Source organism: Clostridium sp. FS41, assembly GCF_000954015.1.
Classification (GTDB): Bacteria; Bacillota; Clostridia; order Lachnospirales; family Lachnospiraceae; genus Enterocloster; species Enterocloster citroniae.
This window is the reverse complement of record NZ_JYHN01000090.1, coordinates 73917-95457: the sequence shown is the minus strand read 5'-3', so window position 1 is coordinate 95457 and position 21541 is coordinate 73917. Positions and strand designations below refer to the sequence as shown.

21 protein-coding genes are annotated in these 21541 nt (G+C 51.7%); 9 read left to right on the top strand and 12 right to left on the bottom strand.

Annotation, left to right across the window (positions count from 1 at the left end; translation table 11 throughout):
* Positions 1-30: 30 nt before the first annotated feature.
* From CLFS41_RS27130 to CLFS41_RS27110, 5 genes are read right to left on the bottom strand one after another with little or no spacing between them, the layout of a single operon-like run.
* A complete protein-coding gene (locus CLFS41_RS27130) occupies positions 31-1635 on the bottom strand; it encodes a PTS system mannose/fructose/sorbose family transporter subunit IID (protein WP_007862231.1) in 1605 nt (534 codons plus the stop codon).
* Between the two features lie 27 nt (positions 1636-1662).
* Entirely contained in the window at positions 1663-2895 is a 1233-nt protein-coding gene (locus CLFS41_RS27125; protein WP_007862232.1) for a Xaa-Pro peptidase family protein, read from the bottom strand.
* Between the two features lie 37 nt (positions 2896-2932).
* Entirely contained in the window at positions 2933-3412 is a 480-nt protein-coding gene (locus tag CLFS41_RS27120) for a PTS sugar transporter subunit IIB (protein ID WP_045094137.1), read from the bottom strand.
* Between the two features lie 31 nt (positions 3413-3443).
* Positions 3444-3854 (bottom strand): PTS mannose transporter subunit IIAB, encoded by a 411-nt coding sequence (locus CLFS41_RS27115; protein ID WP_007862234.1) that lies wholly within the window; start codon positions 3852-3854, stop codon positions 3444-3446.
* Positions 3847-5751 carry a PRD domain-containing protein gene (locus CLFS41_RS27110; RefSeq protein WP_007862237.1) on the bottom strand — a complete coding sequence of 635 codons (1905 nt, stop codon included), beginning with the start codon at positions 5749-5751 and terminating at the stop codon, positions 3847-3849. The genes CLFS41_RS27115 and CLFS41_RS27110 overlap by 8 nt, the downstream gene beginning before the upstream one ends.
* Before the next feature lie 344 nt (positions 5752-6095).
* Here CLFS41_RS27110 and CLFS41_RS27105 point away from each other — a divergent pair, with 344 nt between their 5' ends.
* The 6 genes from CLFS41_RS27105 to CLFS41_RS27080 are packed head-to-tail and all read left to right on the top strand — an operon-like array spanning position 6096 to position 12782.
* Positions 6096-6632: a MarR family transcriptional regulator gene (locus CLFS41_RS27105; RefSeq protein WP_052665903.1), complete on the top strand. Its 537-nt coding sequence runs from the start codon at positions 6096-6098 to the stop codon at positions 6630-6632.
* Positions 6629-7291 carry a cytidylate kinase-like family protein gene (locus CLFS41_RS27100; protein WP_045094136.1) on the top strand — a complete coding sequence of 221 codons (663 nt, stop codon included), beginning with the start codon at positions 6629-6631 and terminating at the stop codon, positions 7289-7291. The genes CLFS41_RS27105 and CLFS41_RS27100 overlap by 4 nt, the downstream gene beginning before the upstream one ends.
* 2 nt (positions 7292-7293) lie before the next feature.
* Positions 7294-9024, top strand: a complete 1731-nt coding sequence (locus CLFS41_RS27095; RefSeq protein ID WP_045094135.1) for an ABC transporter ATP-binding protein — start codon at positions 7294-7296, stop codon at positions 9022-9024.
* Positions 9021-10859 carry an ABC transporter ATP-binding protein gene (locus tag CLFS41_RS27090; RefSeq protein ID WP_045094134.1) on the top strand — a complete coding sequence of 613 codons (1839 nt, stop codon included), beginning with the start codon at positions 9021-9023 and terminating at the stop codon, positions 10857-10859. Before CLFS41_RS27095 ends, CLFS41_RS27090 begins: the two co-directional genes overlap by 4 nt.
* 48 nt (positions 10860-10907) lie before the next feature.
* Positions 10908-11588, top strand: a complete 681-nt coding sequence (locus CLFS41_RS27085) for an efflux RND transporter periplasmic adaptor subunit (RefSeq protein ID WP_045094133.1) — start codon at positions 10908-10910, stop codon at positions 11586-11588.
* Between the two features lie 21 nt (positions 11589-11609).
* Positions 11610-12782 (top strand): efflux RND transporter periplasmic adaptor subunit, encoded by a 1173-nt coding sequence (locus tag CLFS41_RS27080; RefSeq protein ID WP_045094132.1) that lies wholly within the window; start codon positions 11610-11612, stop codon positions 12780-12782.
* A 6-nt stretch (positions 12783-12788) separates the two neighbouring features.
* Here the strand turns inward: CLFS41_RS27080 and phoU are convergent, their stop codons facing one another.
* From phoU to CLFS41_RS27055, 5 genes are read right to left on the bottom strand one after another with little or no spacing between them, the layout of a single operon-like run.
* Positions 12789-13451: a phosphate signaling complex protein PhoU gene (gene phoU, locus CLFS41_RS27075; RefSeq protein WP_007862245.1), complete on the bottom strand. Its 663-nt coding sequence runs from the start codon at positions 13449-13451 to the stop codon at positions 12789-12791.
* Positions 13452-13481: 30 nt separating this feature from the next.
* Entirely contained in the window at positions 13482-14243 is a 762-nt protein-coding gene (pstB, locus tag CLFS41_RS27070) for a phosphate ABC transporter ATP-binding protein PstB (protein ID WP_007862246.1), read from the bottom strand.
* An 11-nt stretch (positions 14244-14254) separates the two neighbouring features.
* Entirely contained in the window at positions 14255-15154 is a 900-nt protein-coding gene (gene pstA, locus CLFS41_RS27065) for a phosphate ABC transporter permease PstA (RefSeq protein ID WP_007862248.1), read from the bottom strand.
* Positions 15144-16082, bottom strand: coding sequence for a phosphate ABC transporter permease subunit PstC (gene pstC / locus CLFS41_RS27060; protein ID WP_007862250.1), 939 nt, complete (start codon positions 16080-16082; stop codon positions 15144-15146). The genes pstA and pstC overlap by 11 nt, the downstream gene beginning before the upstream one ends.
* A 27-nt stretch (positions 16083-16109) precedes the next feature.
* Positions 16110-17057: a phosphate ABC transporter substrate-binding protein gene (locus CLFS41_RS27055; RefSeq protein ID WP_045094131.1), complete on the bottom strand. Its 948-nt coding sequence runs from the start codon at positions 17055-17057 to the stop codon at positions 16110-16112.
* Positions 17058-17356: 299 nt separating this feature from the next.
* Between CLFS41_RS27055 and CLFS41_RS27050 the strand changes: the two genes are divergently transcribed.
* Genes CLFS41_RS27050 through CLFS41_RS30520 form a run of 3 tightly spaced genes read left to right on the top strand, consistent with a single transcriptional unit; the run spans position 17357 to position 19347 of the window.
* On the top strand, positions 17357-17842 hold the full coding sequence (locus tag CLFS41_RS27050; protein WP_007862253.1) for a nucleoside deaminase: 486 nt from the start codon (positions 17357-17359) through the stop codon (positions 17840-17842).
* A 31-nt stretch (positions 17843-17873) separates the two neighbouring features.
* The gene (locus CLFS41_RS27045) at positions 17874-19166 is read left to right on the top strand and encodes a cytosine permease (RefSeq protein WP_007862254.1); all 1293 of its coding nucleotides are present in this window, start codon (positions 17874-17876) and stop codon (positions 19164-19166) included.
* 16 nt (positions 19167-19182) lie between these two features.
* A complete protein-coding gene (locus tag CLFS41_RS30520; protein WP_007862255.1) occupies positions 19183-19347 on the top strand; it encodes a hypothetical protein in 165 nt (54 codons plus the stop codon).
* 25 nt (positions 19348-19372) lie between these two features.
* Here the strand turns inward: CLFS41_RS30520 and CLFS41_RS27040 are convergent, their stop codons facing one another.
* Positions 19373-20209, bottom strand: a complete 837-nt coding sequence (locus tag CLFS41_RS27040) for a GntR family transcriptional regulator (protein WP_007862260.1) — start codon at positions 20207-20209, stop codon at positions 19373-19375.
* A gap of 221 nt (positions 20210-20430) precedes the next feature.
* Positions 20431-21540: an ABC transporter ATP-binding protein gene (locus CLFS41_RS27035; RefSeq protein WP_007862261.1), complete on the bottom strand. Its 1110-nt coding sequence runs from the start codon at positions 21538-21540 to the stop codon at positions 20431-20433.
* Position 21541 lies beyond the last annotated feature (1 nt).

Genomic DNA, 21541 nt, shown 5'->3' with positions numbered 1-21541 from the left:
CCGGTTTTAATTTCTACTCCCCGCCAGTCATCAGGCCGCAAGTCCCAGGATACCGATATAATATCCCACGATCCCCACCAGCATCAGGATCAGCACCACCATGATGGGCGAAACCTTTTTCTTAAGCAGCATCCATGTGCCAATAATCAGGCCAAAGGGCAGCATATTTGGCAGGAGACCATTGAGGACATCCTGGAAAATAACCGTTGTCTGCCCCACTGTGATCTGCAATGGGATGTAGACCAGAACCTTCTGGGCGCCCATTGCACCGATCACCATTAAGCCCAGAATGCCGAATGCATCCGTAAGCCGTGTAATGGAACCGGAACCTTCGCCCAGAATATTCATAACCGATTTGCTTCCCTGTTTATACCCCATGTTATACAGATTGTATCCCAGCACCAGCATGATTCCGGTAAAGATCACAAAGAACAGGATCGGGCCGGAAAATTCACCTTTCAGGGCCAGTGCGCATCCAAGGGATACTGCAATGGGATAGATAATGCCTCCTGCAAGGCTGTCGCCCACACCGGCCAGGGGGCCCATAAGACCTGTCCTTAAGCCGTTGATCATCTCATCCGAAATGTCGGCTCCGTTTGCCCGCTCCTCCTCAAGGGAGGCGCAGATGCCGGGAATGATATTGCCGATAAAAGACGGCTCAGTGTTAAAGAATACCAGATACCGTTTCAGGGCAGCCTTTATATCCTCCGGGTCCGTGTACAGCCGCCGGATCACAGGCAGCATGGCCAGCACGTTGCCGGACGCCTGCATTCTCTCATAATTATACCCCACCTCTGCCCCAAGGCCAATGAGCCAGTGCTTTATCAAATCTGACTTTCTAAGGCGGATCTTCAGTTCTGTCTTGGGTTCCTCCTCGGGAATATCCTCGTACTCCTCAGCTGCCTTTTCAGTAGATGCATAGTATACGATTACAGCCACACACCCGCCCAGAATGGCGATAGCCATGATACCCAGGTCCAGAAACGTGGTCAGGAAAAAACCGATCACAAAAAACGGGATCATTTTTTTCTTTCCCAGATAGTTTAAGAGCATTGCGACACCCAGGGCAGGAAGAAGATTGCCGGTAACGCTCAGGGCGTTGACAAATGCCTGGGGAATCTGGTTTAACAGACGGTTAAAGAACTCTCCGCCAAGGAACATCAGGATAAATGCCGGCGTGCCGTTGACCACCAGGGCGGTCAGCTGCGGAAACAGCCACGCGTTAAAGAATATTTTGTTTATCTCCCCCTTCTCGGCATTGGCGTCCAGACGATGGACCCAGAATACGTTAAGGGTCATCTGCAGGTTCCACAAGAGAACGCCCAGCAGACCGATGGGTATGGCCAGGGTTATGGCCAGTTCCGGCGTTGCCTTAGCCAGTATGGTAATGGCTGTTCCGTACACACCAGCTATGCCGATATTGGAGGGCATGGTCCCTCCGGCGGATATCCACCCTATGTACGCCAGGTTAATGGTGGCGCCTGCCATCAGTCCCAGAAGCGGATCCCCCAGAATAAAACCAACCACGGTGCCGTTGATAAGCGGGTAACAGAAGGGCCATGTGACCGGGCTCCACACCCTGCCGCTTGCCAGGTTTGCTGCAATTGCCAGCAATAACGCTTTGATAATGATCATACTCGTAACCTCCTTCTTTTGTCAGTTTTAGCAAAAATCCCCCATTGTATAAAGTGCCTTCCCCGGTCCAGAGAGCCACTCCGCCCCATTTTCAGTCACCAGTGCCTCATCCTCCATGCGGAAGGAGATCCATATGGTCCCTGCCCCCTTTTCCAGATCATAGGGGTAAACCCCGTTCTCAAGGGCAAACACCATGCCTGCCCGGACCGTCTCATGGCAGTCATCACTAATATTAGGATACTCAGTCACATTAAGGCCGGTGGAATGTCCGCTGGAATGTACCACGTTACTTCCGTATCTGGATCCTCTGAGATACCCCTCGATCGCCTGGTTGATCTCCCACACCTTTACTCCGGGCCTTAGCATGTCAAATCCGGCATGGACGCAGTTTCTTGCGGTCTCAGCCATCCGGACATACTGCTCCGGCGGTGTATGGCCCAGGTACATGACTCTTGTCAGGTCCGATGCATAGCCGTCAATATGACCGCTGATATCTACCAGCACAATGTCCTTGTGGTCCACGATCCGGTCCGTGGCATAGCTGTTAAAGGTATGGTATTTGTCCCTGCCCGAGTTGACTGTAAGGTACGATATTTTATCCACTCCCCCTGCCGTCATTCTGCTGGCGATCCCCCTGGCAATGTCCTTTTCCGTGGTGATACCCGGCCTGATCTGGCGGAATGTCTCCACAATGGCTGTTTCCGTCACCCACCCTGCGGTCCGGATCCGGTCGATTTCCCATGGCGTCTTGATCATGCGCGCCCCCTGGATCGCCGCAGTGCCGTCCGTAAATATAAGGTGGGGAAACGTATCCGTCAGCTCCTTCAGAATGGTCAGGGACCAGACATAATGCTGGCCGTCCCCTGCCTCCAGTCCCACGGTCTTTACCTCATATCCCAGTTCTCCCAGGAACTTTTTCATTGCGTCCGCCGGTCCCTCTGAATTGAGGGGTCCCAGATTCCTGCTCTTCGTGCCTGCCGCATAGATATTGGGACACCAGCTTATATTTTCCACCGTGGACTTTTCCAGAATCCGCAGGGATATGGCCGGTTCCCCCACCCTTGGCACAAAGACCAGGACCGGGCGGAACAGGCTGGAAGTGTACCAGGACCGGTAACCGGTTGCGTAAAAAATGTTTTCCGGTGAGGACAGCAGCAGCATGTCTATTCCTGATGCCCCCATCTCCTGCTGCAGCTTTTGTATATGCGCCCCATACTCCGCCCTGGAAAAGGACTTTAAGTAATCCGGGTATTCGTTCATTCTCTTCTCCTTTCGTCTTTCCTTCCCTTTGTTCCCATCATGACAGCATTTTTCTGATATTTACCTCTTTATCATTGGGGACCAGCTGGTAATAGATTTCCACACCGCCCTCAATAATCCGTTTAAAGCACCCCGTCTCCTCCTCATTGGCGGACACATTTTTATTAAATGTCTTTCTGCCCGGTTTTGCCCCCATGCCGCCCAATATGATCTTGTCTATGCTGATTCCGCTCCCTATGAGTTTTTCCAGCACCTGGGGAACCTTTACCAGTATCATAAGATTTTCCTTCGGCCCTGGATCTTCCTTTAAAAATCCCTCCGCCATTTCCTGATCCATGATCACCACCTCAATGCCCACCGGCGCTGCCGCCTTATAGATCCGCCCCATCAGCTTGTTCCTAGACAGTTCATTGTCAATGATCAGGATCTTGTTAATGGGATACTGTTTGATCCACGCCGTCACCACCTGGCCGTGGATCAGACGGTCATCAATCCTTGTGACTAAAATATGTTTCATTAAACTCCTTCTCCTTTCAGCATCATATAAATTAAAGTGCGATCTGGCTTAAAAATGCATCACAGTCATAGATACTCCTTCTGGCCACCTCATCCAGCCCCACAATGGCAGAAGCCAGGTCCTGGGACATCCGCCGGTTTAAAACCTCCAGCAGCAGCGGAAAGTTTACCCCTGTAAAATGCCGGAATGAGCACTCCTCTTCCAGCTGCATCATGGAATTAAAGGGAGTTCCGTTCATAAGGTCGGTGAGGACCAGCACCTCCTGTCCCCGGTCCGCTGAATCCACAATGGAGGTTCTGATACGTTCCCTCAGCCCGTCAACATCGCATCCCAGCTCCAGTCCATACGCCTCCATGTCCTTCTGCTCCCCAAACACCAGGGAGGATGCCCTGATGAACTCCGATGCAAGATTTCCGTGCATAAACAATATAATCTTAAACATTGGTATCTCCTTCCGTAAGGTAATGTATGAAATCAGGAAGAATCTCGTCCGGACAGTTGTCCAGAAGGTATACGATCTTAGAAGAAAACAGCATAAAATCCAGATTGCACATATCGATATATACGTACATGATGCGCCTGCTGTCTTCATCCAGCACAAAGGTGCAATGGTTCTCTTCCTGTTCATGAATGGAATAAATATATTGGATCCCCTTTAGGGCTGATATCCGTATGAGACAGTCCGTTCCCCCGGACAGAGCTTTTGTACTAAAATCAATCGTACAGCCAATATCATGGAGGTCATTGACGATACGCATCAGCTCCAGCAGGTACATGGAAGCGCTCTCGTTTGTCTTCCAGAACAGCTCCTGGATATTCTGGAAATCCCTGCTTTCCAGAATGGGGGATACAAACACATAGGGCAGACAGTCCTTTCCCTCCTCCAGCATCACTGTGGAAATACAGAAATCATAGGACCCCTTCTTTACGCCCGGGTATCCGTCCGGCGTACAGGTCTCAAATATCCATTGAGGGAAATGCTGCTGCAGCCTGAGTTTTGTCAGATTGGCCACACTCTTTGCCAGGCCCGTGACAAAAAGAACCTTGGCATGCTCCGCTTGCCTTACAGTCTCGCCCAGAATATACAACATCAGGAAACTGATCTCATCTATACTTAGCTCCGGCAAATGAAACTTTTGGGCCAGAATACTGCAGATGATTCTGCACACGTTCAGGGTACTCTGGTAATCCTTGATCAGCAGCTCCATCAGCGGATTGCTGGCCGGCGTGCCGTGAAACAGGCGGTTTAACATAAGGTTGATATGGGCGATCACATTTTCACAAAAGGTGGGGTTTTCCCGCAGGCTGATGTTGGTGATGGTGGTAAAGGCGTCAATAAAATCCTCGCTGAAAAGCTGGAACACTTCATTGCTGCACCCGCTGCCGCCTGATGAATCAAAGAGATGAGTGACCAGGAAAATATTCCTGACCCCCTCCAGTTCAGCCGGGGTTAGCCGGATCTGATACTGATCCCACATCCTGTCCTGCACCTCATCCGCTATTGCCCCGGCTCCCATGGGATCCGTTGATCCCGTCCCGGAGGAATCCGCCCCACCGAGGCGTCCTTCCCCCTCCAGGGTGCAGCCGTTTTTCAACCGGTATGCCATAACCAGAAGGTTTAAGGATACGTTTACAAACTCACTGTCGTCAAACTTATACCCGTATGCTTCCTCCACCCCGCACAGCAGCCGGTTTACAACGCAGATGTCCTCTTCCCTGAATATATCCAGTATGGTGGCAAGCGTATCCGGGTCCGGACTGCAGCTGACGCCCGCGGTCTCACCGCCCCTGGAAAGGATGATCCCGGGATCCAGGATGTAAGATAGGATATAGACAATGGCCTGGCGGATCCCGCGCTCGCTGCCGGATATGATGGTTCCATTTGCAGTCCTGGTAATGTCCAGTGAAAAGCGGCCCAGCATCTCTCCCAGCAGGCATAAGTCGTGGTTGATGGTGCTCTTGCTCACGTAATATTTATAGGCAAGGGAGGAAAGGGACGTATACTCATCCGAATAGAGGAGCAGGTTCAGCGCAATATCCATGCGCCTGGACTCCTTTTCCCAGGATTTACGTTCCGAACTGCGGCTGACGTAGGTGAGATAAGAGATCCGGTTGCGCAGCTGATCCCTTGTGTCCGGCTGGATCCAAAGCCTGATCCCCACACCGCTCCTTCTCTCTATCCCTGCGCCAAAATCCTTCAGATAAGTCTCAATGAGATCCAGGTCCCTTCTCAATGTCTTTTGGGATACCTGTAAATCCTCCGCAAAACGATCAATGGGCAAAAATTCCCCGCTGTGGCTGACCAGCATATTAAGAAATGATATCTGCCTAATATTCATTGGTTACCTCCTACTCTGCATTATAACAACCATACCATGAAATTTTAAGAAGGGGCATTTTGGAATTATGTCCACTACATTATGGACATTACAGTACACCTCTTTTTCGTCTCTGTAATAAAAGGCTCTGTTATAAAACTGCAAAAATACAGCATATACTGTTGACAAATGCAACCGTCAGGACTATTATTATACACTATAAATATTTAACACTGATAAATATTCTCAATATATTCCCGGAACCCCCTGGTACTCGGATTTGTGTACGGCTGGCGGAAAATCAGCCCCAGAGAAGGGTGCCGGAGAGACTCCGGGAGTACACCCCAATCAAAAGGAGGAAGGTCATGTTGAATGAACAGGACGAACATCTGCTTCATACGGAATTAGTAAAAGTGGTACGGCGGATGCGGAAGATCAAATTAAGTGTTCTGTCTGAGCAGGTCATCTATTCCGAGTATGTTGCCCTGAGCCATATCAGCCGGTATGTAAAAGAGAACCCGGATTCCATGGGCATCTATGTATCTGAGCTGGCCGACCGCATGGACACTAAAATCTCGGCCGTATCCCGTATGCTCAATTCCATTGAGGGAAAGGGTCTGATCACCAGAACCGTGAATGTGAAGGACCGGAGGAATACATACGTCTGCCTCACCCCCGCGGGGGAGCAGGTCCTGGCTGATTCCACCCAAAATATGGAACAGCTCAGAAAACAGATGATCCAGCGCATGGGCCATGATGATGTGTGCAGACTGATCGAACTGTGGAACAAGCTGGCCGGCATCATGGAAGATGAAGTGGACCATGTCCTCAGACAGCAAAAGGAACGTGAAACCCCAGCATCCCGGGAGGGGGAACCTGCAGAAACGGAGGACCGGCCATGAATGCCAAAAACACTGCATATCAGATAACAGGCAGGCGGCGCAGCTGTATTACCATTGACCGTCAGTACGGAAGCGGCGGCCGGGAAGTTGGGCGGATCCTGTCCCAGAAGTTAGGCATTCCCTTTTACGATGGGGAACTTTTGCTGCTGGCCGCAGAGCGCTTTGGGCTGAACCCGGGCAGACTCAGGGAAAAGGATGAAACACGAAGCAAAAGCCTGCTCCACGACATTGCCATGTTTGCGGGAAGCCTGCAGAATTATGGCCAGATGTTTGAGCCTTACCAGATGTTTGAGGCAGTGAGCGAGACCATCCGCAGACTGGCCATGGAGGGACCTGCCATCTTTATGGGACGGTGCGCGGATACGGTGCTTAAGGAAGTGTGCGCCTCCCTGGATATTTTCATCTACGCCTCCTCCATGGAGGAACGGGTCAGCCGCATCAGGGCCACGGACCATGTTCCCGCAAAAAACACGGAAACTTATATAAGAAAAAAAGACCAGCAGAGAAGAGAATACTACAAGATGTTTGCTGAAAAGGAGTGGGGGAAGATGGAAAACTACGACATATGCCTGAACACATCTTCCTTTGGATACGAAGGATGTGCGGACATCATTGCCGCAATGGCGGACCGCGCAGGCAGCGGCAGGAAGAAGGAGTGAGTTTGACCGTACTGTTTCGATATTTTAAACCATATGTACTGTACATATTGCTGGCCATTGTGCTGCTTTTCGGTCAGGCTTCATGTGACCTGGCCCTTCCGGACTTTATGTCCGATATTGTAAATGACGGTATAACAGCCGGCAACACATCCTATATTGTGGAAACAGGGTTCAAAATGCTGGGGATCGCCCTTATCAGCGCGGCCTGCACCGTTACCGTGGGATTTCTGGGCGCCCGGGTGGCCGCAGGGGTCAGCCGCGGCCTGCGCCGTGATGTATTTACAGCAGTGGAAAGTTTTTCCAATGCGGAGATGGATCATTTCTCCACTTCGTCCCTGATCACAAGGACTACCAATGACATCACCCAGATCCAGATGCTGATCGTCATGATGATCCGCATGGTTTTCTATGCGCCTATCATGGCTGTGGGAGGCATACTCCACGCACTGGCCAAGGATAAATCCATGTCCTGGATCATTGCCCTGGCCGTTCTCCTGCTCTTTACAGTTGTATTTTCCATGTTCAGCCTTGTGATGCCCAGATTCCAGCTGGTCCAAAAGCTCATCGACCGGTTAAATCTGGTGGTGCGCGAAAACCTGGAGGGCATGCTGGTGATCCGGGCCTTTGATACCCAGAAATTCGAGGAAAACCGCTTTGACAAGGTCAACCGGCGGCTGACCCAGACCAACCTGTTTGTGAACCGCTCCATGTCCGGCATGATGCCTGCCATGATGCTGATCATGAATCTGACCACGGTACTGGTGGTGTGGGTGGGATCCAACCAGGTGTCCGGCTTCCACATGGAAGTGGGGGACATGATGGCCTATATGCAGTACGTGATGCAGATTATCATGGCTTTTCTCATGATGTCCATGATGTTTATCATGATCCCCAGGGCCATTGTGTCCATTAACCGAGTGGCGGAGGTTTTAACCACAAGATCCTCCATCACCGGCAAAAAACATCCCATCACTCTATCCCAGCCCTGTAAGGGCGTGGTGGAGTATTGCCACGTGTCCTTTCGCTATCCCAGCGGGAACGAGGATGTGCTCACTGATATTAATTTTACCGCTCGCCCGGGGCAGATCACAGCCTTTATCGGCGCCACGGGAAGCGGAAAAAGCACCCTGGTAAACCTGCTCCCCAGGTTTTATGATGTGACCCGGGGTGAAATACTCATTGACGGCATAAACATAAAAGACTGGCCCCTGCACGACCTGCGCCGGAACCTGGGTTTTGTGCCCCAAAAAGGCATTCTTTTTTCCGGCACCATCCGCAGCAACCTGGCTTACGGGGACAGGGATGCCGGGGAGGAACAGATCCTAAAGGCCGCAGGCATTGCCCAGGCCATGGAATTCATTGAATCCAAGCCTGACCTGTTTGACACACTCATCGCCCAGGGCGGCGGCAATGTGTCCGGAGGCCAGAAGCAGAGACTGGCCATCGCCAGGGCGCTGGTTAAAAATGCTCCCATCAATGTGTTTGACGACAGCTTCTCAGCCCTGGATTTTAAGACAGACGCCAGGCTTCGGACCGCCCTGAAGGAAGAAACAGGCAATTCCACCCAGTTCCTGGTCGCCCAGAGGATCAGCACCATTATGAACGCGGACCAGATCATTGTCCTGGACCACGGAAGGGTGGTTGGAAAGGGAACCCACAGGGAGCTGATGAAAGGCTGTACCGTGTACCGTGAGATCGCCCTGTCCCAGCTCAGCGAGGAGGAATTGCAATGACAGAGAAAAAACAATCTCCCCCTTCCCGCATGGGAGGCCGGGGCATCCAGGCCGCCGGGGAAAAGGCTAAGGATTTTAAGGGCACCATGGTCCATCTGCTCCAATACCTGATGGTGTATAAGACCTCCATCGGCATTGTGATCCTGTTTGCCGCATGTTCCTCCATCTTCTCCATTGTTGGGCCAAAAATCCTGGGCAAGGCCACCACCAAACTGTTTGAGGGCATGATCGCCTGGATGATGGGCACCGGCCTTTTCACAGACTTCCGGTACATAAGGAACTGTCTTTTGCTCCTAGTGGTGCTATACCTGATCTCAGCCCTGTTCTCCTACCTGCAAAGCTATATTATGTCAGGCGTGAGCATGAAGGTGACCTATCAGTTCCGGAAAAATATTTCGGAAAAGATCAACCGCCTTCCCTTAAGCTACTATGATACCAGGACCCACGGGGAGGTACTGTCCCGCATCACCAATGACGTGGACACGGTGAGCCAGACCTTAAACCAAAGCCTGACCCAGATCATCACCTCGGTGGCCACCCTGGCGGGAGTGCTGGCAATGATGATCTCCATCAGCATCCGTATGACCCTGGTGGCCATCATGGTACTTCCCCTTTCCATGGGCCTTATCATGGGGGTGGTCAAGAAGTCCCAGAAATATTTTAAGGGGCAGCAGAAAAGCCTGGGACAGCTCAACGGACATATTGAGGAGATATACGGCGGCCACAATGTGGTCCAGGTTTTTAACGGGGAGGAGGAAGCCATTGAAACATTTACCCGGATCAATGATGAGCTTTACAGCTCCGCATGGAAATCCCAGTTCCTCTCCGGAATGATGATGCCCATCATGTCCTTTGTCAGCAACCTTGGATACGTGTTTGTCTGCCTGTTGGGGGGATATCTCACGGTCAAGAAGGTGATCGATATCGGCGACATCCAGGCCTTTATACAGTACATGCGCACCTTCACCCAGCCCATCACCCAGATCGCCAATATTTCCAATACCCTCCAGTCCACGGCAGCGGCAGCGGAACGTGTATTTGAATTCCTGGATGAACAGGAGGAGGTGCCTGAAACCGCAAGCCCCATCCGCCCCCAGCAGGTGAGAGGGGATGTGGAGTTCAGGCACGTACACTTTGGCTACCGGCCCGACAAGCTGATCATCCATGATTTCTCGTCCTCTGTCAGATCCGGCCAGACCATTGCCATTGTAGGCCCCACCGGAGCGGGCAAAACAACGGTGGTCAAACTGCTGATGCGGTTTTATGAGCTTAACTCAGGCAGTATCCTCATAGACGGACACGATATCCTGGACTTTACAAGAAACGACCTGCGCTCCATGTTCGGCATGGTCCTGCAGGAGACCTGGCTTTACAGCGCCAGCATTATGGAAAACATACGGTACGGGAACTTTGACAGGACGGATGAGGAAGTGATCACCGCAGCTAAGACCGCGCACTGCGATGCGTTTATCCGGTCCATGCCCGGAGGATATCAAATGGTGATCAATGAGGAAGCCAGCAACCTGTCCCAGGGCCAGAAGCAGCTGCTGACCATTGCCAGGACCATACTGGCCAACCCCAGGATCCTGATCCTGGATGAAGCTACCAGTTCCATTGACACCAGGACTGAGGTGCTGATCCAGAATGCCATGAACAGCCTGATGCAGAACAGAACCAGCTTTGTTATTGCCCACCGCCTGTCCACCATCCGTGACGCGGACCTGATCCTGGTCATGAAGGACGGCGATATCATTGAACAGGGAAATCACATGCAACTGTTGGAAAAGAAAGGCTTTTACGCAGATCTGTACCAGAGCCAGTTTGCGCTGAACTAGATGTCCGGCGGGACGGATTCCAAGAATATAATATAGAAGGTGAAGAAAATGAAAGAAAACACGCAGCACAACATAGAAGACGAGGAGCCGGTAAGTCAAAAAGGGAAGCTTAAAAAGTTCCTTTATCCCCTGCTTTTTGCCATAGTGGTCATTGGATGCAGTGCAGGCTATTATATTTACAGCGTAAACACCAATTACTTCAGCACGGATAATGCCAAGGTGACTGCCAAACTGTATTCCGTCATGCCGGTGACCAATGGAAAGCTGATCTCCTGGGATGTGGAAAACGGGGACCTGGTTGAGCAGGACCAGGTTCTCGGGCGCCAGGAGACCCTGCCCTATATCACATCCCCCATCAGCGGCACGGTGGTTAAAAATGACGGTGCCGTGAACCAGATGGCGAACGCCAGCACGCCTGTGGCAGTGGTGGCGGACACCTCCAATCTCTATATCGGCGTCAATGTGGAGGAAACGGATATTATGAAGATCCGCCTGGGCCAGATGGCTGATGTAAAGATAGACGCATATCCCAAACGGACATTTAAAGGCCAGGTGACTGAGATCGATCCAACTACCCAGACTTATTTCACCAATACCACCAGCTTTTCCACCAGCGGGACCTACACCAAGGTGACACAGCTCATCCCCATCAAGGTAACCATTGAGAACAAGGAGAACCTTCCGCTGGTATTCGGCATGAACGCTACCGTCAGGGTACATTTAAAATAAGGACACATGGGAGGTAAGACAATGAAAGGAAATATGACAGTTTGGGCCATCCTCATGCTGGCAGCGGGGCTGCTCACAGGATGCGCGGGGGACAGCGGCCAGCCGGAGGTGACCACGGCCGTGGCGCGGTCGGGAAGGGACCTGTCCTCCATGGTGTGGCAGGGAACAGTGGAGGCCATGAGCACCATTGACGTGATGCCCGGCGGAAGCGGAAAGGTGGTGGCCGTACCTGCCGCAGAGGGACAGCATGTAAATGCAGGAGATATTATTTTTCAGACAGATGATACGGATGCCGGACTTTCCCTTGCCCAGGCAAAGGCGGGATATGACGCGGCGAAGGCTGCCTTTACCAGCGCCCAGAAAGCCAGCGATGAAAACACCGGAGTGGCGCCCGCACGGATCGAATACACGGATGCCCTTAATAACTTTAACCGTGTCCAGGAACTATACGCCTCCAACGTAGTCTCACAGGTGGATTATGAAAATGCCAGATCCAGGATGGACACGGCCGCCTCCAAGCTAAAGGCGGCGCAAAACGGCCAGGACGGTAACTATGACGCGGCAAAGGCACAGATGGACAGCGCAAAAGCGGCCCTGGACATTGCCCAGAAACGCTATGATGACTGCAGTGTCCCCTCCCCCATCACCGGCATGATCACTAAGATCAATGTGGAGATCGGCCAGACAGTGTCCCCTCAGATAACAGGCGCCACTGTGATCGATGACAGCGGGCAAAAGGTGGAGATCCAGGTGGCTGACACGGATATAGACCAACTGAAAACAGGAATGGCCATGGACATCGGGCTGCAGTCGGCCGGCACCGCCTGCAGCGGCACCATTGGGGAGATATCAGCGGTATGCGATCCCAAAACCGGCATGTACACTGTAAAAATACTGCTGGACCGCCAGGAGGATCTGCGCTATACCGGCCTTATGGCCGATGTAAGGGCGGCCGGCAGCCAGTCAGCCTCCTCTGTTTACATCCCATCCAAGTGCATTCTCTCTGATGACAGCGGAAGCTACGTGTACGCCATTGTAAATACATCTGTGGTCAAAACACCCGTTACCCAGGGCAGAAAGAAAAACGCATACATGGAAATAACCCAGGGATTGGAAGCGGGCAGCGAGGTGGTGCTGCAAAGCAGCAGGAACCTGGAGGACGGCATGAAGGTGAGAGTATTGACTGTAAAATAACACTAACTACATGATCCTCACATTCTTGAGGGTTCCGGTCTTGGAAAATTGGGTCCACTCGCAGACATTCACCGCGTGGTCCCCAATGCGCTCCAGATATTTTGCCACCATCAAAAGATCGATCCCCTGGTCCGCCTGGTCGGGGGAGGATTTGAGAAGATCAATGACATCTGTTTTTACTTTATTAAACAGCATATCTACCTCATCATCCCTGTCAATGATCTTCAGCGCCTCCTCCAGGTCCTGGCTGATAAACGCCTCGATGGCATCGTGTACCATGTTCTGCGCAGCGGACGCCATCACGGGCAGGTGCTTCACAATGTGATATGCGTGTTCGCTTTTTATGCGCAGGATCAGCTCCGCAATATCCGATGCATGGTCCCCGATACGCTCCAGGTCCGTCACCACCTTTAGGGCGGTGGACACCTGACGCAGGTCACTGGCCACAGGCTGCTGGCGCAGGATCAGGGACAGGCACCGGGACTCAATGGCCCGCTCCATGTCATTGACCGTGCGGTCCCCCTTGATCACATCCTCGGCCATGGCGTAATCCTGGTCCTCAAAGGCTGCAAAGGTCTGTTCAATGGCGCTTTCCACCATCCTGGCCATTTCCTTTAAATCCTGTTTTAATACTCCTAATTCGTGATCATAAGTTACTCTTACACTCATTCTATTTCCTTTCTGCCAACTACCCGTCTATCAGCCGAAACGGCCTGTAATATAATCTTCTGTCCTCTTATCCTTAGGCATGGTAAACAGTTCATCCGTGGCGGCGTACTCCACCACTTCACCTACCAGGAAAAAGGCTGTATAATCCGCAATACGGGTGGCCTGCTGCATGTTATGGGTTACAATAGCCACCGTGTACTTGCTCTTTAAATCATCCATCAGGTCCTCGATCTTTAAAGTGGAAATGGGATCCAGGGCTGAGGTGGGCTCATCCATGAGCAGCACTTCCGGTTCCACGGCCAGCGCCCTTGCAATACACAGACGCTGCTGCTGTCCTCCGGACAGGCCCAGGGCTGACTTTTTCAAACGGTCCGCCACCTCATCCCACAGGGCGGCTCCCCTGAGGCTGCTCTCCACGATCTCATCCAGCTGGGATTTGTTCTTGATCCCATGGATCCTGGGTCCATATGCCACATTGTCATATATGCTCATGGGAAATGGATTGGGCTGCTGGAACACCATGCCGATCTTTTTTCTGAGAAGGGTGGTGTCCACCTGGGGGTCATAGATGTCCTCATTGTCCAAAAGCACGGTCCCATCGATCTTCACGCCGGGCACCAGGTCGTTCATGCGGTTCAGGGTCTTTAAATAGGTGGACTTTCCGCATCCCGAGGGACCGATAAACGCCGTGATCTTATTCTCATATAAATCAAGGTTAATATTCTTAAGGGCATGATTCTCCCCATAATACAAGTTCAGGTTCCGGGTTGCAATCTTTGTTTTTGTTTCCACGTTCTATCTCCTTATTTCTCCACGTTAAATCTATGGGACAGATATTTTGCCAGTCCATTGATCCCCAGTACAATGACCAAAAGTACCACTGCCACGGCAAATGCCTCATTATATTTTGCCTTCTGCATAAACAGGTACAACTGGATGGTCAGGGTTCCGCCGGATTCCAGTACTTTGTGAAGCAGGTTCTTTGGAAGGTAATATCCGCTTCCGGCAGTAAACAGCAGGGCGGCGGACTCTCCCACAATGCGGCCGATAGCCAGGATAACTCCTGTAAGGATCCCGGGCATGGCGCTTGGAAGAAGGATGGTTCTTATCATATACCACTTGGTTGCCCCGATCCCCAAAGCTCCGTGGCGGTAGCTGTCCGGAACTGTCTTTAATGCCTCCTGGGTAGTCCTGGTGATCAGCGGCAGGATCATCAGGGTCAGGGTGAGAGCGCCTGTGAGGATGGAATATCCCAGTCCCAGGGTATTGCCGAAAAATACCATGCCGAACAATCCAAAGATAATGGAGGGGATACCTGATAAAACTTCCGTTGTAAATTCAATGGCCCGGACCGCCTTGCCCGGCCTGGCGTATTCATTGAGGTACACGGCTGAGCCGATCCCGATGGGGGTGGCGATCAGCAGGGTGATGCCCACAATATAAAGAGTGTTGATGATATTTCCCAGGATGCCGAAGGTTCCCTTTGTGGCGCTGGAAGCAGTGCTTAAAAAAGCCCAGGTCACATGAGGGATCCCACGCACAAACACGTATCCCATGATGCCGGCCAGGATCAGGATGGAAAGACCCGCGCATCCGTATATGATTCCTGTGAGCAGGACATCCGTGGGCCTTACCCGTTTCCCATAAATGCTGTCCCTGACCACAGAGTTTTTATTGATCTGAACCGCTATATCACCTGTCATTTTTCTTCTCCCCTTTCTTCAGAATCCTGGTAAGGCTTATGTTTATGCACATGATAAAGGCAAAGAGCACAAGTCCGATGGTAAACAATACCTGCCTGTGCAGTCCGGCCGCATACCCCATCTCCGACACGATGGCTGTGGTAAGAAACCGCACGGAGTTAAAGGGAAGAGGAAGGTTCACCGCGCTTCCGGACACAAGACTGATGGCCATGGCCTCGCCAATGGCCCTGCCTGTTCCCAGCACCACCGCTGTGATGATACCGGACTTGGCCGCGGGCACGATCACCTGGAAAATAGTCTGTATCCTGGTGGCCCCCAAAGCCAGGGACGCGCTTTTTAAGTGGGAGGGAACCGCTCTTAGGGAGGATTCGCTGATATTGATGACCGTGGGGAGGATCATCAGGGCCAGCACCAGGACCGCGGAGATCAGATTGGCGCCTCCCGTGAACTGGTGGGTTTCGGAGCCTTTGAATATGATAAGCTCTATTTTATACATCAGGGGATTCAGTATCAATATTCCCAACAGGCCGTAGATGACCGAGGGGATGCCTGCCAGCAACTCCACTGCCGGACGGACCGTGTCCGCCAGTTTTTTAGGGGCCACCTCCGCCAGGAAAATGGCGGTCATAACGCCAATGGGTACGCCGATGAGTATTGCTAAAAATGTTCCCACAATGGATGTAAGTATGACAAAGAGAATCCCGAAGCTGGGGGAAGCTGCCGCCGGCTGCCATGCGGTGCCGAAGATGATTTCCAGTATACCCACCTTAAACAGTGCGGGCGTACCGCTTATGATCATGTACAATGTGATGGATGCAACAGCCAGTACAGCGAAAAAGCCGCAGCCGGTAAAGATGGCCTGTGCAGCTTTTTCAACAGTGGACTTGCTGCTGTGGTGGGAACGTATGGAAATTGTTTCCGCTCTCATGCAGGGAAGTCTCCTTTCTGATCCTGATTATTTGTCAACTGCGATCAGTCCCACGGACTTAACGATCTCAGTGCCATCTTCGGAGTAAATATAGTCAAACAGCGCCTTTACCAGATCGTTCTGCTGGCTGATATCACCCTTGGTAGCCATAACAAAGGGACGGCTTAAGAAATAGCTTCCGGCCTTGATATTTTCCTCTGTGGGCTCAGCCCCTTCCAGCTTCAGGGCCTTAACAGTGTCGTCCAGCACGTCCAGGGATACGTATCCGATGGAACCTGGCGTGGATGCAACCTTTGCCATCACTGCGCCTGTGCTGTCCAGCTCATTGCTGTATTTACAAAGGTCCTCAAGTCCCAGCAGCTCCTCAAAGGCGCTTCTTGTACCGGAACCGGACTCACGTCCAACCACTACCACAGGAGCATCGCTTCCTCCCACATCCTTCCAGTTGGTCACCTTGCCCTCATAGAGGTCTGACAGCTGCTGCTTGGTCAGGTCCTCCACGGTATTGGAAGGATCGACTACCACTGCGATCCCGTCAATGGCCACAATGTTCTCAGCCACGCCGTTGGCCTTTTCCTCGTCCTTTAAGTTTCTGGAAGAGTTTCCGATATCAGCGCTTCCATTGTTAACAGCCTCAACGCCTGCACCGGAGCCCACGAACTCAGCTGTAACCGTAACCTTTGGGTATTTCTCCATAAATGACTCGCTGAGCGCATTTGCAAACTTCTCCATGGAAGTGGAGCCTACCATGCTGATGGAGCCGCTTAAGTCAGCTGCTGCCTGAGCTGATGTGGCTGCCTCTTCCGAGGTTCCCTCCGTCTGCCCTGCGGTGGTGGTTGGTGCTGCCTCAGCTGCCGTGGTTGCTGCAGCTGCTGCGGTTGTCTCGCCTGCGGAACCTGAGCATCCTGCCAGTACTCCCATTGCAAGCATTGCCGTGCCCATCAGTGCCATTATTTTCTTACTGTCCATTCTCATAATACATTGCCTCCAATTATTCTGTTTCTGTTCTGTGTATTTGTTTTTTCATGTTCACTACATTTTGGAGTATACATAAGTTTTACATTGGATGAAATCAAAGTATAGTATAGATTCTGTAAAATCTGTGTAAAACCATTTTTGTATCTGTGATTGGTATCCTCGTCCACTGAGGGTAAATATGCACAATAAATTTCTTTTTCCTTATGCATATTAATGATTTACAACCCTTTCGGATTATGATAAATTAAATTTATAAAAGATATGAGGTATTACCTTATACCAATCAGGAGGTTAAAATGGATCAGACAATTGATATTAAGAACTTAAGACGCTGTGCGGAGATTTCCAGGCAGTCACGTGCAGAAGGCAATACTCCCTTTGGAGCTCTTCTGGCAGATAAGGACGGCAACATCTTACTGGAACAGCCTAATGTTGAGATAACAGAGAATAAATGCACCGGCCATGCGGAGACTCAGGTGGCGGAGCGGGCATCCCAGCTGTACTCCAAAGATTATCTGAAGGACTGCACCCTTTACACCACAGCGGAACCATGCGCCATGTGCGCGGGAGCCATCTACTGGGCCGGGATCGGACGGGTGGTATACGGCATGACCGAGAAGGACCTGCTGGCCCAGACCGGATCAGACCCCCAGAACCCCACCTTTGACCTTCCATGCCGCGAAGTATTTGCAAGGGGCCAAAAGAAGATCGAAGTGGTTGGACCCTTTCCCGAACTTGTTGAGGAGATAGCAGAAGTGCATAAAGGCTACTGGAACAGTTGATCAATCAAGAAGATGACGAGGAGGATATGAGATGGAACAGCAGAATCAGAACCAGTCAGCGGACACGGAATACTCCCGGTGCGCCGTACCCTTGAACCAACGCAAGACCTATTTCAGCCTTACCATTGTGTGGACGGGATTTGTATTTGTCATTACCAGCATGATGGCCGGAGGCGGGCTTGCGGCAGGAATGGATTTTAAGCACATCATACTGGCAACACTGGGCGGCAACATTTTTCTGAGCATCATTGCCGTACTGATCAGCATCATTGCCTGTAAGACAGGCCTTACCTTCGCGCTGCTGACCAGGTACAGCTTTGGCTCCAGCGGTTCCAAGGCCGCCTCCATCTTTGTACCCGTGGTCAACCTTGGCTGGTACACCATCCAGGCAGCCACTTACGGACATTTTGTGGCCCAGGTATTTCATATGGGTCAGGTGGGCGAGGGATTATGTATGGCTGCCAGCGCCATTATCATGGGCATCTTTGCCATGTTCGGCATCAGCGCCATCACCATCCTGGGATACATCGCCATACCCGCCATTGTATTCCTGTCCATTGCCACAGCCATCCGCTCCCTGGGCGTCATCGGAGGGGTGGATGCCCTGTTCTCCTATCTTCCGGCCGCCAACATGCCCCTGTTCACAGGCATCACGGCCGTGATCGGCACCTGGGTTCTGTCCACCGCAACCTGTATCGCCGACATCATGCGCTATGCCAAGGACACCAAGACAGCCATATCCGCCACCCTCACAGGTCTGTTGGGAGGCAATATCCTGATGATCGTATGCGGCGCCATTGCAGCCATTGCCATGGAGAACAGCGACCTCACCGTGATCCTTCTGGGATTTGGCCTGGTGATTCCCAGCCTGATCCTTATGACCACCAACATTTTTACCACCAATGCAGCCAACCTGTACTCCACATCCTTAAATCTCTCCAATGCATTTAAGATGGAGCGCAAGAAAATGCTGGCCATCCTGCTGGCCCTGTCAGCCCTGGCAACCCTTACAAAACCCTATGAGATCGGCTTTTTATTCACCTTCCTCAACATACTGGGTACAGTGGTCCCGCCATTATCCGGAATCATCCTGTCAGACTATTTCCTGGTCCACAAAGGCAGCTATGCGGCGTATGACAAAGCCAGATTCTGCAAATGGAATCCCGTCCCCTGGATCACCTGGGCCATTTCCATCGCCCTGGTGTACATGATCCCATTTGGCCTTCCGTCCTTAAACGGAATCATTCTGGGCGCAGCGATCTATACCGCACTGATGGCCGTAAATAAGCAGCGGGCAGCCGGCAGCATTGCCGAGGAAGCGTAAAAGGGGGAACATACATATGGACAGATATAAATTCAGCGCATTAATAGGAACTGTGATCATGGGGATCGGTTCTTTTATGGGATGCCTGGCAGAAAATCCCCTGTTTATCAACCTGGGGAACGGACTTTTGATCGTGAGTATTTTTGTTATGATATATGGGTATTCCAAATGGCAGCCATAAACAATGTAAAACGGATTAGCGATCGCTAATCCGTTTTAATATTTGATATCCTGGATCCTTCATCCTCATCCATCCTGTCATAATGAAGGATCCGCTTGCGTATCTGGCTGTATTTTAAGATGTTTGTGTCCACGTATTCCCATGTGTAAACTGCCGGGGTCCCGTCCTCGTCAAAGTTAACGCCCTTTAGCAGCAGGAATGCCTTTGGCGGGATCCCTGCTGTTTTTAACAGGCTGTCCAGCAATTCCACGTCCCTACTGTAGACCGCGTTCAGCTCCACCTTGTCCCACTCCAGCTTTTTGCCGCTGGCCTTGTACATAAAGTAGAACACGGAATTCACATAACGGTCCAGTTCTCCCATATCCACCCCTCTCAGGTATGAAAGGGGGATATAGTCACGGGTCACGGCACAGATTTGTTGATCCGCGTAGAAGATCTTGTCACACACAAGGGCCTGCGCCCCCTCCTCCATGCCCAGGCGGCCGGCCACATCCCGGTCCGCCCTGACAATCTGGTGCCGGATCATCTCCACCCTGGGTTCATATCCGCTGTTCCTTATCATATCCGCAAAATGCATCACAGGGTTAAAGCTGGCTTTCATCTCAAAAAAGCTGCTGTTGACAAACGTCCCCCTTCCATGTCTGCGGAATATCATGCCCTTTCCCGCCAGGTCGTCCAGGACGCTGCGCAGTGTGATCCTGCTGACTCCCAGCATCCGTGCCAGCTCCTCCTCCCTGGGAAGCTTGCTGTTCACAGATAGATCCATGTGTTTGATAAAGCGGAGAAGTTCCTCCTCCACCTGGGCTTTCAGGTCTGTTTTCCTGACCTTTCTGGGTATGCTCTCCCTGTAATCTTCCGTCATGTTCCCCTCCCGTACCTGTCCAAGGAGTTTGGCTTATCCCTGCTCCCGGCAAGCAGATATAAATAGTATATAAATAATGCCTACCCTGTCGTCCGTTGACAGGGCAGGCCTATCCTTTAAAAGGATGTGATCTCAGTTTTTAGGATACATTTATATTCTATGATATCATGTTTCCTGATTTCTTTCAAGCGGCCCAGGGAGTAAACAATAGCCAAAGAAAATCACACCAGCTGTCTCTTCAGCCGTTCCTCCTGCGCCTTTTTATCCTCAGCCGGATACCACATGGGGTCCGCGATGTGGATACAGCAGGTCTCACCCGGCGCAAACACCACACGGTGGGGCGTTTCCACCTTTACCAGCTGCTCACCCACCGATACCAGGTACTCTGTCTTATCCGTAAGAAAGATCCTCTTTTCCACACGGGTCTTAAATCCCTGGTCCCCGGTTATCCGTATGGCATTGGGCCTGGTGGCGACCACCATGTCGCTGGCAGCATCCGGCGGCACGGGCAGATCCAGCGCCTGGCTCATGTCGCCTTTGGGGTATGCCTTTTTATCCTTGATCACAACATTAATGAATGTGGATTCTCCCAGGAAGCTGTGCACAAACCGGGAATTGGGCTTGTTGTAAAGGTTTGCCGGAGTGTCGACCTGCATGATCCTGCCCATGTCGCACACCATCATCCGGTCCGAGATAGCCATGGCCTCAGACTGGTCATGGGTCACAAAAATAATGGTAAAGTTGAATTTGCGCTGCAGCTCCTTGATCTCAAACCGCATGGATTCCCTTAATTTAGGATCCAGGTTGGAGAGGGGTTCATCCAGAAGCATCACCTTTGGGTTGGTGACAATTGCCCTGGCCAGGGCAATACGCTGCTGCTGGCCGCCTGAAAGTTCCGAAGGATACACCTCCTCCAGCCCATCCAGGCTGCAGTGGTGCAGGGCTTCCTTTACCCGCTTTGTCATATCCGTCTTATTTACATTCTGTATTTTTAACGGAAACGCCACATTGTCAAAAATATTCATATGGGGCCACACGGCAAATGCCTGGAACACCATTCCCAGCCCTCTTTCCTCAGGGGGAACATAAAGGTTCTTTGACTTGATGGATACCGGCTTGCCGCAAAGGTGGATCTCGCCCTCAGACAGATCCTCAAACCCCGCGATCATGCGCAGGGTAGTTGTCTTGCCGCAGCCTGATGGTCCCAGGAAGGAGAAACACTCCCCCTCCTGAATATTCAGGTTAAAGTCATCCACCGCCGTGACCGTACCCATGGTTCTGGTTGTGAAGCGCTTTGTAACATGCTGTAAAACTACCTGATCCTGTGCCATA